General features: G+C 70.0%; 8 protein-coding genes. 2 read left to right on the top strand and 6 right to left on the bottom strand.

Going from position 1 to position 11,621, the window contains the following annotated elements:
• Nucleotides 1–29: 29 nt before the first annotated feature.
• Nucleotides 30–1,508 (top strand): DNA recombination protein RmuC, encoded by a 1,479-nt coding sequence (locus tag BMZ19_RS10810; protein WP_090310723.1) that lies wholly within the window; start codon nt 30–32, stop codon nt 1,506–1,508.
• Nucleotides 1,509–1,595: 87 nt separating this feature from the next.
• Here the strand turns inward: BMZ19_RS10810 and BMZ19_RS10815 are convergent, their stop codons facing one another.
• From BMZ19_RS10815 to BMZ19_RS10840, 6 genes are all read right to left on the bottom strand, one after another.
• Nucleotides 1,596–2,852, bottom strand: a complete 1,257-nt coding sequence (locus BMZ19_RS10815; RefSeq protein WP_090310725.1) for an MgtC/SapB family protein — start codon at nt 2,850–2,852, stop codon at nt 1,596–1,598.
• A 78-nt stretch (nt 2,853–2,930) separates the two neighbouring features.
• The gene (locus BMZ19_RS10820) at nt 2,931–6,413 is read right to left on the bottom strand and encodes a hybrid sensor histidine kinase/response regulator (RefSeq protein WP_090310728.1); all 3,483 of its coding nucleotides are present in this window, start codon (nt 6,411–6,413) and stop codon (nt 2,931–2,933) included.
• Nucleotides 6,414–6,604: 191 nt separating this feature from the next.
• Complete coding sequence (locus BMZ19_RS10825; protein WP_090310730.1) at nt 6,605–7,345, bottom strand: YciK family oxidoreductase; 741 nt, start codon at nt 7,343–7,345, stop codon at nt 6,605–6,607.
• Between the two features lie 214 nt (nt 7,346–7,559).
• Nucleotides 7,560–8,231: an N-acetylmuramic acid 6-phosphate phosphatase MupP gene (gene mupP, locus BMZ19_RS10830; RefSeq protein WP_090310732.1), complete on the bottom strand. Its 672-nt coding sequence runs from the start codon at nt 8,229–8,231 to the stop codon at nt 7,560–7,562.
• A 4-nt stretch (nt 8,232–8,235) separates the two neighbouring features.
• Nucleotides 8,236–8,934, bottom strand: a complete 699-nt coding sequence (gene ubiG, locus BMZ19_RS10835) for a bifunctional 2-polyprenyl-6-hydroxyphenol methylase/3-demethylubiquinol 3-O-methyltransferase UbiG (protein WP_090310734.1) — start codon at nt 8,932–8,934, stop codon at nt 8,236–8,238.
• 93 nt (nt 8,935–9,027) lie between these two features.
• Nucleotides 9,028–10,353, bottom strand: a complete 1,326-nt coding sequence (locus BMZ19_RS10840; RefSeq protein WP_090310735.1) for a TRZ/ATZ family hydrolase — start codon at nt 10,351–10,353, stop codon at nt 9,028–9,030.
• Nucleotides 10,354–10,484: 131 nt separating this feature from the next.
• Between BMZ19_RS10840 and mtnA the strand changes: the two genes are divergently transcribed.
• Complete coding sequence (mtnA, locus tag BMZ19_RS10845; RefSeq protein ID WP_090310736.1) at nt 10,485–11,561, top strand: S-methyl-5-thioribose-1-phosphate isomerase; 1,077 nt, start codon at nt 10,485–10,487, stop codon at nt 11,559–11,561.
• Nucleotides 11,562–11,621: the final 60 nt, after the last annotated feature.

Raw genomic sequence — 11,621 nt, forward strand, 5'->3', positions numbered from 1 at the left:
CTCGTCCCTATCAGTCACGGAGTCCGGTCATGCCCTTCGAGTTGTCCAGCCTGTTGCTCGGTGTTGTCGCTGCGGCCCTGCCGCTGGCCGCGCTGCTGTGGTCCCTGCAGCAGCAACGCAGTCGGGCCCAGCAGCAGGTCGGCCTGCTCGAGGAGCGCCTGGCCAGCAGCGAGCAGGCCCGCGGCGAACTGGCCAGCCGGCTGGAGCTGGCGCGTGGCGAGGGCCAGGGCCAGCAGCGCCTGCTGCTGAGCCTGCAGGGCGAAACCGCGGCGCTGCGCCGCGAGGTACAGCTGCTCGGCGTCGAGCGGCAGAAGGCCGCCGAGGCGGCGCAGCAGTGGCAGCAGGAGCGCCAGCAGCGCGAGGAGGAACTGCGCGACCTGGCCGCCGAGCGGGCGGCGCTGAGTGCGGCGCTGCGCGAGCAGCAGCAGGGCCACCGTCAGCGCTTGGAGGAGGTACAGGGCGCGCGCGACGAGCTGCGCGCGCAGTTCGCCGAGCTCGCCGGAAAGATCTTCGACGAACGCGAGCAGCGCTTCGCCGAGAGCAGCCAGCAGCGCCTCGGTCAACTGCTCGATCCGCTGCGCGAGCGCCTGCACAGCTTCGAGCAGCGCGTCGAGCAGAGTTATCAACAGGAGGCGCGCGAGCGCTTCTCGCTGGGCAAGGAGCTGGAGCGCCTGCAGCAGCTCAACCAGCGCCTCGGCGACGAGGCGACCAACCTGACCCGCGCGCTCAAGGGGCAGAAGACCCAGGGCAACTGGGGCGAGCTGGTGCTCGAACGGGTGCTCGAGCACGCCGGGCTGGAGAAGGGCCGCGAGTACGACACCCAGGTCAGCCTGCGCGGCGCCGGCGGCGAGCGTTTCCAGCCCGACGTGCTGATCCGCCTGCCTGGCGAGCGCCAGGTGGTGGTGGACGCCAAGGTCAGCCTGACCGCCTACCAGCAGTACGTCGGCGCCGAGGACGAGGGCAGCCGCCAGCAGGCCCTCAAGCAGCACGTGCAGTCGCTGCGCAGCCACCTCAAGGGGCTCTCCGGCAAGGACTACCAGCGCCTCGAGGGCCTGCACAGCCTGGATTTCGTCCTGCTGTTCGTGCCGCTGGAAGGCGCCTTCGCGACCGCCCTCCAGGCCGAGCCGGGACTGTTCGAAGAGTCCTTCGGGCAGAACATCGTGATCGTCAGCCCGACCACCCTGCTGGCCACCCTGCGCTTGATCGACAGCTTGTGGCGCCAGGAGCGGCAGAACCTCAATGCCCGCGAGATCGCCGAGCGCGCCGGCGCGCTGTACGACAAGTTCGTGCTGTTCGTGCAGGATCTCGACGAGATCGGCAGCCGCCTGCAGCAGCTGGACAAGGCCTACGCCAGCGCGCGGAACAAGCTCACCGCCGGGCGCGGCGACCTGATCAGCCGCAGCGAGCAGCTCAAGCTGCTCGGTGCCCGCGCCAGCAAGAGCCTGCCGGCCGACTGGCTGGAGCGCTCGGCCAGCCTGCCGCTGGCCCTGGACGAGGACCCCGCCTGACCGCGATCTGTGGATAACGTTGCGCGCTTATCCACGCGGCGCGGGCACCGCTAGGGGGCAACTGCGCTCCGTTCGGCACAGGTCTGTTCAGAGCAGCACCAGCGCAAGGCCCAGCCCCAGGCCGGCGGCCATCACCGGCAGGGTCAGCAGGGCCAAGCGTGGGCCACCGAGCACGGCGATCAGCACGCCCTTGATCAGGCTGTTGCTGGCCACCGCCAGGGCGATGCCGCGGACCGCCACCTGCGGGTCCAGCTCGCTCAGCGCGCTGCGTGACAGCGACAGGGTGATGGCGTCGGCGTCGGTGAGGCCGGACAGCACGGCGACTAGGTAGACGCCGACGTCGCCCAGCTCGCGGCGGGCGATCTCCACCAGCAGCAGTATCAGCGCCAGCAGCAGGGCGAAGCGCACGGCCGGGGCGAGTTCGAAGGGGTTCTTCAGTGGCGGTTCGGCATCCGCCGGCAGCTCGCTGCTGCTGGCTCGCTGCCACCAGTACAGCGCGCCCAGGGCATACACCAGCGTTGCGGCCGCCAGCGGCCAGAGCAGTCCCGGCACCAGCTGCGGGTTGACCACCGCTACTTCCAGCAGCACGCGCGGGAACACCAGCGCCGAGGTGCCCAGCAGGCCGGTGGCCAGCAGGGTGTGCAGTTCGCGCTGGCCATGCAGGCGGGCCAGGGTCATGGTCATGATGGTGGAGGACACCACGCTGCCGAGCAGGGCGGTCAGCAGCAGGCCGTGGCGGGTGCCGACCAGGCGGATGGCCACGTAGGCGGCAAAGCCCAGCCCGGCGATCAGCACCACCATCCACCAGGTGACGTAGGGATTGAACACCTGCCAGGGGCCGTAGCCCTGGTTGGGCAGCGCCGGCAGCAGCACGATGGAAATGAACAGCAGCTTGAGCGCGCCGGACAGTTCTTCGGCGGACAGGCGCCGGAGCGCCGCATGCATGGGTTCCTTGAGGCGCAGCAGCAGGGCCACCACCACCGCGCAGCCGCCGGCCAGCAGGCGGCTGTCGGCCAGCGCCAGGCTGCCGAGCAGGAAGGTCAGCAGCAGGGCGATCTCGCTGGTTTGGCCGTGATCGCTGCTGTGGCGCAGGGCGACCACGTAGGCGGTGGTGCTGAGGATCGTCAGGGCCAGCAGCAGGGCGATCCATACCCCCGCGCCGAGATGGCTGGCGAGCAGGGCGGCGAGGCCGCCGAGCAGGCCGACCAGGCCGAAGGTGCGCACTCCGGCGGCGAGCTGGTCGTCCTCGCTGTTGCGCGCGCTCCAGCCGCGCTCGGCGCCGATCAGCAGGCCGATGGCCAGCGCGCTGGCCAGATCCAGCAGGATATCGAGGTTGGGGGTCATCGGCGGTTCCCTGGCGGATGCATGCCCCTGAGTCTATCAGCCACGTCCGGGACTGCGGCCCGGGCGTGGCTGCGGGGGTCAGTGCAGCTTCAGGTGGCGGCTGAGCAGGGCGCGCAGTGCGGCGGGCTTGACCGGCTTGCTCAGGTAGTCGAGGCCGGCGGCGTGCACCTCGGCGATCAGCTCGGCGCGGCCGTCGGCGCTGATCACCACCCCCGGCACCGGCTGGCCGAGGCGGGCGCGCAGCCAGCCCATCAGCGCCTGGCCGGTCTCGCCGTCATCCAGGTGGTAGTCGACCAGCACCAGTTCCGGCGGACTGTCGCTGGCCAGCAGCTGCGCGCACTCTGCGCGACTGCGCGCGGTCTGCACCTGGCAACCCCAGCGGCTGAGCAGGCTGCGCATGCCGGTGAGGATGCTGTCCTCGTTGTCGATGCACCAGACCCGCGCGCCGTTCATGGTCTGCCCGGCGGTACTCTGCGTCTGCGGGCTGGCCAGCGGCACGGCCAGGCCGCGGGCCAGTGGCACGCGCACGCTGAACACGCTGCCCTTGCCCGGCCAGGAGCGCACATCGATGCGGTGCTTGAGCACCTGGCAGAGGCCGTCGGCGATCGCCAGGCCGAGGCCCAGGCCCTTCTCGGCGCGGGTCTGGTGACTGTCCAGGCGCTTGAATTCCTCGAAGATCACCTTGAGCTTGTCGGCCGGAATGCCCGGGCCGCGGTCCCACACTTCCAGGCGCAGGTAACGTCCCTCGCGGCGCACGCCGAGCAGCACCTTGCCCTTGGCGTAGCGGAAGGCGTTGGTCAGGAAGTTCTGCAGCACCCGGCGCAGCAGCTTGGGGTCGCTGTCGATGCGCTGCCGGCTGGCGCGGATGTGCAGGTCGATGCCCTGCTCCTGGGCCAGGGCGCGGAATTCCACGCCGAGGGCGTCGTACAGGGTGTCGAGGGCGAAGGCGCTGCGCTCGGGGGTGAAGCGCCCGCCTTCCAGGCGCGAGATGTCCAGCAGGTCGGCGATCAGATCCTCGGCCGAGCGCAGCGAGGAGTCTAGGTGGCGGACCAGTTCCTGTACCTCGCCGGGCAGCGCCTCCTGGTGGGCGAGGGCGGCGGAGAACAGCCGCGCGGCGTTGAGCGGCTGCATCAGGTCGTGGCTGACCGCCGCGAGGAAGCGGGTCTTCGACTGGTTGGCCAGTTCGGCACGGGCCTTGGCCTCGGACAGCTGCTCGTTGAGCGCGGACAGTTCGCGGGTGCGCTCCTCGACCCGCAGCTCGAGGCTCTCGTTGGCCTCCTTGAGCGCATCCTCGGCCTGGCGGTGGGCGGTGATGTCGGTGAACGACATGACGAAGCCGCCGCCGGGCATCGGGTTGCCGACCAGCTCGATCACCCGGCCGTTGGGCAGGGTGCGCTCGGAGGTGTGCGCAGTGCCCTGGCGCATCCAGTACAGGCGCTTGGCCACGTGGATGTCCGGGTCGCCCTTGCCGCACAGGCCGCGTTCGGCGTTGTAGCGGATGATGTCGGCGATCGGCCGGCCGATGCTGATCAGGCCCTCGGGGTACTCGAACAGTTCCAGATAGCGGCGGTTCCAGGCCACCAGGCGCAGCGACTGGTCGACCACGCTGATGCCTTGGGAAATGTTCTCGATCGCCCCCTGCAGCAGCGCGCGGTTGAACTGCAGAACCTCCGAGGCCTCGTCGACGATGCGCACGACGTCCTCGACCTGCATGTCGCGGCCTTCGATGGTGGCCTTGACCACCGCACGGGCCGAGGAGGCGCCAAGCACGCCGGCGAGCAGACGCTCGGTGTGGGCGATCCATTCGCTGCTGGCGGTCTGGCTCGGGCTGAAGCCCTTGCCCTGGCGATAGGCGAAGCGGATGAAGCTCTGCCGCGCGCGTTCCTCGCCGACGAAGCGGGCGGCCAGGTTGAGCAGGTCCTGCACCTGCACCGCCAGCAGCAGGCGCGGGCTGGGACGCACCGAGGCTTCCTGGCCGACGAAGCGGCTGGCCTGCCAGTGCTCGGAGACGCGGGTGCGCGAGAACAGGGAAACCAGCACGAACACCAGGAAGTTGCCGGTCAGCGACAGCAGGGTGCCCTGGGTCAGGGCGTCCATCGGCAGGCCCAGCGGGTTGCCGGCCAGCCACTGCTGGCCGGGGAAGATGGCCAGCGACCAGCCCAGGCCATCGGCGAGCAGCGGTAGCAGCAGGGTGTAGCACCACAGCAGCGCGCCGGTGGCGAGGCCGGCGAATACGCCGCGGCTGTTGGCCTGCTTCCAGTACAGCGCGCCGAACATCGCCGGGCCGAGCTGGGTGATGGCGGCGAAGGCTACCTGGCCGATGCTGGCCAGGCTGATGCTGGGGCCGATCAGTCGGTAGATCACGTAGGCCAGCAGCAGCAGGGCGATGATGGCGATGCGCCGTACCGACAGCAGCCAGTGACGGAACTCCTCGAAGGGCCGCTCGGCGCTGTGCCGGCGCAGCAGCCAGGGCAGCAGCATGTCGTTGGAGATCATGGTCGACAGCGCTACCGCCGCGACGATGACCATGCCGGTGGCCGCCGAGGCGCCACCGATGAAGGCCAGCAGGGCCAGCGCCGGATGCGCCTCGGCCAGCGGCAGGCTGATGACGAAGGAGTCCGGCTGCACCCCGGCCGGCAGCAGCAGCTGCCCGGCCAGGGCGATTGGCACCACGAACAGCGCCGCCAGCACCAGGTAGAGGGGGAATACCCAGCGCGCCAGGTTGAGGTCCTGTGGCTCGATGTTCTCCACCACGGTGACGTGGAACTGCCGCGGCAGGCAGATGATCGCCATCATCGCCACGCCGGTCTGCACGATCATTGCCGGCCAGTCGATCGGTTGCTGCCAGTATTCCGCGAGGCGCGGTGCCGCCTGGGCCTTGGCCAGCAGGTCGTCGAAGCCGTTGTACAGGCCCCAGGTGACGAACACGCCGACGGCGATGAACGCCAGCAGCTTGACCAGCGACTCGAAGGCCACCGCCATGACCATGCCGCGGTGGTGCTCGGTGGCGTCGAGGTTGCGGGTGCCGAACAGGATGGTGAACAGGGCGAGGATCAACGACACGATCAACGCCGTGTCCTGGGCGCCCAGGCCGTTGGCGCTGGCATCGGCGCCGGTCAGCAGGTTGACGCCGAGGACTATCCCCTTGAGCTGCAGGGCGATGTAGGGCAGCACGCCGACCAGGCAGATCAAGGCCACGACGATGGCCAGCGAGCGCGACTTGCCGTAGCGCGCGGCGATGAAGTCGGCGATCGAGGTGATGTTTTCCTGCTTGCTGATCAGGATCATCTTGGCCAGCATCTGCGGCATGAACAGCAGCAGCAGCAGCGGGCCGAGGTAGATGGGCACGAACGACCACAGCTGTCCGGCCGCCTGGCCGACCGCGCCGAAAAAGGTCCAGCTGGTGCAGTACACCGCCAGGGACAGGCTGTACACCCAGGCGCGCAGGCGCGGGCGAGCCACGCCGGTGGTCTGGCGACGGTCGCCGTAGAAGGCGATGGCAAACAGGATGGCCATGTAGGCCAGGGCGACCGCGGCGATCAGCCCGCTGGACAGCGACATGCGAACTCCGGTGTATCGGGATCGGCAGAGTTTGGCAGCAAAGTGCTGCGCCGTCAGGCCCTTGCGACCAAGGTCGTGGAGGCATGGCAGCGGCTCTGCGCTGCGGGTTGCAGGCGGGGCGGCGAGGGCGGGCGCAGGGCGCGGCGGGGCGGCAGGGGGAGACGGGCGTCGCGGCGGACGCCCGCGGGGGCTTACTGGGCGTCGAAGGCCTGGCCGTTGACACCGCTGCTGTCCGGACCCATCAGGTACAGGTAGACCGGCATGATCTCTTCCGGCGTCGGGTTCTGCAGCGGGTTCTCGCCCGGGTAGGCCTGGGCGCGCATGCTGGTGCGGGTGGCGCCGGGGTTGACGCTGTTGGCGCGCACTGCGCTGATGCCGTCGACTTCGTCGGCGAGCACCTGCATCAGGCCCTCGTTGGCGAACTTGGACACCGCGTAGGCGCCCCAGTAGGCGCGGCCCTTGCGGCCGACGCTGCTGGAGGTGAACAGCACCGAGGCATCGCTGGACAGCTTGAGCAGCGGCAGCAGCACGCTGGTGAGCATGAACACCGCGTTGACGTTGACCTGCATGACGCGCATGAAGTTGTCGCCGGAGAACTGCTCGATCGGCGTGCGCGGACCGAGGATCGCCGCGTTGTGCAGCAGGCCGTCGAGGCGACCGAACTCGCGCTCGATGGTCGCCGCCAGCTCGTCATACTGGTGCGGCTGGGCAGTTTCCAGGTTGAACGGGAAGATCGCCGGCTGCGGGCCGCCGGCCTTCTCGATCTGGTCGTAGACCTCCTCCAGATGCTCGATGGTCTTGCCCAGCAGGACCACCGTGGCGCCATGGGCGGCGAAGGTCCGGGCGGCGGCGGCGCCGATGCCGCGGCCGGCGCCGGTGATCAGGATCACCCGATCCTTGAGCAGGTCGGGGCGGGCGGAGTATTGGAACATGGGTAGAGCCTCGTTCAAATCGCAGAAGGAATTCGCGCAGCGACACCTGCACCGGCATGGCGAGCCGCCTTGCGGCGCTCGCCGTGGCCGGGGTGTCGGCTGTCTGCTGGGGCGGGCCTGGCGGATTGCACCGGGCCAGAGCGCCGCCTGGTTTGTCATCGAGTGTCGCGCAGGCGCGGGGCAGCGGCTATGCGCCGGAAGTCTTAGTGGCCGTTCAGCAGCCGCACAGGGCGCGGTCGAGTACCTCGCGCAGCTCGCTGGGGTGACCGATCACCAGGTCGGCGCCCCAGTGGCCGGGATTGTCGTCGGGGTGGATGTAGCCGTAGCGCACCGCCACCGTGCGCGTGCCAGCGGCGCGGCCGGCCTCGATGTCGCGGGCGTCGTCGCCGACGTAGAGCACCTCGCGCGGGTCGAGGCCGAGCTGCTGGCAGGCCAGCAGGAGCATCTCCGGGTCGGGCTTGCTGCGCTTGACGTGCTCGGGACAGACCAGCACCGCGGCGCGCTCGGCCAGTTGCAGGTGCTGCATGATCGGCTCGGCGTAGTGCAGCGGCTTGTTGGTCGCCACGCCCCAGCGCAGGCGCGCGCGCTCGAGGTCGGCGAGCAGCTCGGGGATGCCGTCGAAGGGACGGGTGAGCACCGCGCAGTGTGCCTGGTAGCGCTCGAGAAACTCGCGGCGCAGGGCGTCGAACTCGGGATGTTCCGGGTCGAGGTCGAAGGTGCAGGCGACCATCGCCCGTGCGCCGCCGGACACCTGGTCGCGGATCCGCTGCGGCTCCAGCGGGGCCATGCCGCGCACGGCGCGCATGGCCTGGCACACGGCGATGAAGTCCGGCGCGCTGTCGACCAGCGTGCCGTCCATGTCGAACAGAACCGCTCGCAAGCGCATCGGCTCACTCCTCGCGCAAGGTCTGGATCATGTAGTTGACGTCGACGTCGTTGCCCAGCTTGTAGGTCTTGCTCAGCGGGTTGTAGGTCAGGCCGACGATGTCCTTGACCGCGAGCTTGGCGCCGCGGCACCAAGCGCCCAGTTCCGAGGGGCGGATGAACTTCTTGAAGTCGTGGGTGCCGCGCGGCAGCATCTTCAGCAGGTATTCGGCGCCGATGATCGCCAGCAGGTAGGCCTTGGGATTGCGGTTGATGGTCGAGAAGAACACCTGGCCGCCGGGCTTGACCAGGCGCTGGCAGGCCTGGATCACCGAGGCCGGATCGGGCACGTGCTCGAGCATCTCCAGACAGGTGACCACGTCGAACTGGCCGGGCATTTCCGCAGCCAGCGCCTCGGCGGTGCTCTGCCGGTAGTCGACCTGCACCCCGGACTCCAGCTGGTGCAGGCGCGCCACGGCCAGAGGCGCCTCGCCCATGTCGATGGCTGTTACGGTCGCGCCGCGCAGGGCCATCGACTCGCTGAGGATGCCGCCGCCGCAGCCGACGTCGAGCACCCGCTTGCCGGCCAGGCCGACGCGCTCGTCGATCCAGTTGACCCGCAGCGGGTTGATCTCGTGCAGCGGCTTGAACTCGCTCTCGCGGTCCCACCAGCGATGGGCGAGGGCCTCGAATTTGGCGATTTCGGCGTGGTCGACGTTGCTCATGGTGCGGATTCCGTTGGCAAGGCTGGTTGCGTCAGACGCCTATCTTGCCAGTTTTCGCACGGATTGGGGGCGCACGGCGTGTCGCGCCATCCGCTACGCCCCGGCGATCTTCGTGCCCCAGGCGCGCGCCTTGTCCAGCAACTCGTCCTCGTCGACACGGGTCAGGCGGCCGTCCTCGAGCAGCGCCTTGCCGCCGACCCAGACGTGCTTCACGCAGTCGCGGCCGCTGGCATAAATCAGCTGCGAGACCGGGTCGTAGACCGGTTGCTGGGCCAGGCCGCCGAGGTCGAAGGCCACCAGGTCGGCGCTCTTGCCGGCCTCCAGCGAGCCGCACTCGTCGTCGATGCCCAGCGCGCGGGCGCCGTTGAGGGTGGCCATGCGCAGGGCGCGGTGGGCGTCCAGCGCGGTGGCCGAGCCGGCCACCGCCTTGGCCAGCAGCGCCGCGGTACGGGTCTCGCCGAGCAGATCGAGGTCGTTGTTGCTCGCCGCGCCGTCGGTGCCGATGGCGACGTTGACCCCGGCCTGCCACAGGCGCTCAACCGGGCAGAAGCCGCTGGCCAGCTTGAGGTTGGATTCGGGGCAGTGGATCACACTGCTGTTGTGCTGCACCAGCAGCGCCAGGTCGTGGTCGTCGATCTGGGTCATGTGCACGGCCTGGAAGCGCGGGCCGAGCAGGCCGAGACGGGCCAGGCGCGCCAGCGGCCGCTCGCCGTGCTGCTCGAGGGCCTGCTGCACCTCGTGGGCGGTCTCGTGCACGTGCATGTGGATGCCGGCGTCGAGCTGCTCGGCCAGCACGCGCACCCGCTCCAGGCGGTCGTCGCTGACCGTGTAGGGGGCGTGCGGGCCGAAGGCGACCTTGATGCGCGGGTGGTGGCGCAGGTCGCTGAACAGTTCGAGGCCGTGGCGCAGCGCCTCGTCGGTGTCGTGGGCGCCGGGCACCGGGAAGTTCAGCACCGGAATGGTGATCTGCGCGCGCACGCCGCTGCCATGGGCCACCTCGCTGGCGATCTGCGGGAAGAAGTACATGTCGGAGAAGGCGGTGACGCCGCCCTTGACCTGCTCGGCGATGGCCAGTGCGGTGCCGTCGCGGACGAAGTCCTCGCTCACCCACTTGGCCTCGGCCGGCCAGATGTGCTCCTGCAGCCAGGTCATCAGTGGCAGGTCGTCGGCCAGGCCGCGGAACAGGCTCATCGCCGCGTGGCCGTGGGCGTTGACCAGGCCGGGGGCCAGCAGCATGCCCGGCAGCTCGCGGCGCTCGCGGGCGGGGATGGCCAGCGCCTGCTGGCGCGGGGCGAGCAGGGCGATGCGCCCGTCGCGGATGCCCAGCGCATGCCCGCGCAGGACCACGCCGGCCGGCTCCACCGGGACAATCCATTCGGGGAGCAGGAGCAGATCCAGGGGGGCGGTGGTGCTGGGCATGGGCGAGGCTTCCGGTGCGACGTCTGAGAGGCTGCGAGTGTAGCGGCTGCGGCGCCGGTCTTGAAGCGGCCGCGAGCCGGGACAAGCAGGTATACTCGGCGGCTTTTTCAGGTATCGGCGAGGTATTCCCCATGCGCGAGCAACTGCTGGCGGCGGAAAAGGTCAAGGCAATCGACTGGCATGACGGCGTCCTGCATCTGCTCGATCAGCGCGTGCTGCCGCTCGAGGAAACCTGGCGCAGCTACGACAGCGCCGCCGGGGTGGCCGAGGCGATCCGTCTGATGGTGGTGCGCGGCGCCCCGGCGATCGGCATCAGCGCCGCCTACGGCGTGGTGCTCGGCGCGCGCGCGCGGCTGGCCGCCGGCGGCGACTGGCGGGCGGCGCTGGAGGAGGACTTCGCCGTGCTGGCGGCCTCGCGGCCGACCGCGGTCAACCTGTTCTGGGCGCTGGACCGCATGCGCGAGCGCCTGGCTCGTCTGCAGGACGGCGACGACGTGCTGGCCGCCCTGGAAGCCGAGGCCATCGGCATCCACGACAGCGACCGCGAGGCCAACCTGACCATGGCCCAGCTCGGCGTCGAGCTGATCCGCAAGCACGACCGCCGCGCGCAGAAGCTGCTGACCCACTGCAATACCGGCGCCCTGGCCACCGGCGGCTTCGGCACCGCGCTGGGGGTGATCCGCGCCGCGCATGTCGCCGGCCTGGTCGAGCGGGTGTTCGCCGACGAGACCCGGCCCTGGCTGCAGGGCGCCCGGCTGACCGCCTGGGAGCTGGCCGGCGAGGGCATCCCGGTGAGCCTGAATGCCGACGCCGCCGCTGCGCACCTGATGAAGACCGAAGGCATCAGCTGGGTGATCGTCGGCGCCGACCGCATCACCGCCAACGGCGACGTGGCCAACAAGATCGGCACCTACCAGCTGGCGGTCAACGCCATGCACCACGGCGTGCGCTTCATGGTGGTGGCGCCCAGCTCGACCATCGACATGAGTCTGGAGAGCGGCGACGACATCCCCATCGAGGAGCGCGACGGTCGCGAGCTGCTGGAAATCGGCGGCCAGCGCGTGGCCGCCGAGGTGCATGCGGTCAACCCGGTGTTCGACGTCACCCCGGCCGATCTGATCGACGCCATCGTCACCGAGAAGGGCGTGGTCGAGCGTCCGGATGCGAAGAAAATGGCCCAATTGATGTGCCGCAAGCGCCTGCACTGACGCGGGCTGGCGGGTGTCCGCCGAGGACGCTTGTGGTAAGCTCCTGCCTCTTTTTAAAAG

This window comes from Pseudomonas linyingensis, from assembly GCF_900109175.1.
Lineage (GTDB): Bacteria > Pseudomonadota > Gammaproteobacteria > Pseudomonadales > Pseudomonadaceae > Geopseudomonas > Geopseudomonas linyingensis.

Excerpts from the sequence above, each read along its gene's own strand:
- BMZ19_RS10810 (WP_090310723.1), top strand. The coding sequence starts at position 30 with ATGCCCTTCGAGTTGTCCAGCCTGTTGCTCGGTGTTGTCGCTGCGGCC.
- BMZ19_RS10815 (WP_090310725.1), bottom strand. The coding sequence starts at position 2,852 with ATGACCCCCAACCTCGATATCCTGCTGGATCTGGCCAGCGCGCTGGCC.
- BMZ19_RS10820 (WP_090310728.1), bottom strand. The coding sequence starts at position 6,413 with ATGTCGCTGTCCAGCGGGCTGATCGCCGCGGTCGCCCTGGCCTACATG.
- BMZ19_RS10825 (WP_090310730.1), bottom strand. The coding sequence starts at position 7,345 with ATGTTCCAATACTCCGCCCGCCCCGACCTGCTCAAGGATCGGGTGATC.
- mupP (WP_090310732.1), bottom strand. The coding sequence starts at position 8,231 with ATGCGCTTGCGAGCGGTTCTGTTCGACATGGACGGCACGCTGGTCGAC.
- ubiG (WP_090310734.1), bottom strand. The coding sequence starts at position 8,934 with ATGAGCAACGTCGACCACGCCGAAATCGCCAAATTCGAGGCCCTCGCC.
- BMZ19_RS10840 (WP_090310735.1), bottom strand. The coding sequence starts at position 10,353 with ATGCCCAGCACCACCGCCCCCCTGGATCTGCTCCTGCTCCCCGAATGG.
- mtnA (WP_090310736.1), top strand. The coding sequence starts at position 10,485 with ATGCGCGAGCAACTGCTGGCGGCGGAAAAGGTCAAGGCAATCGACTGG.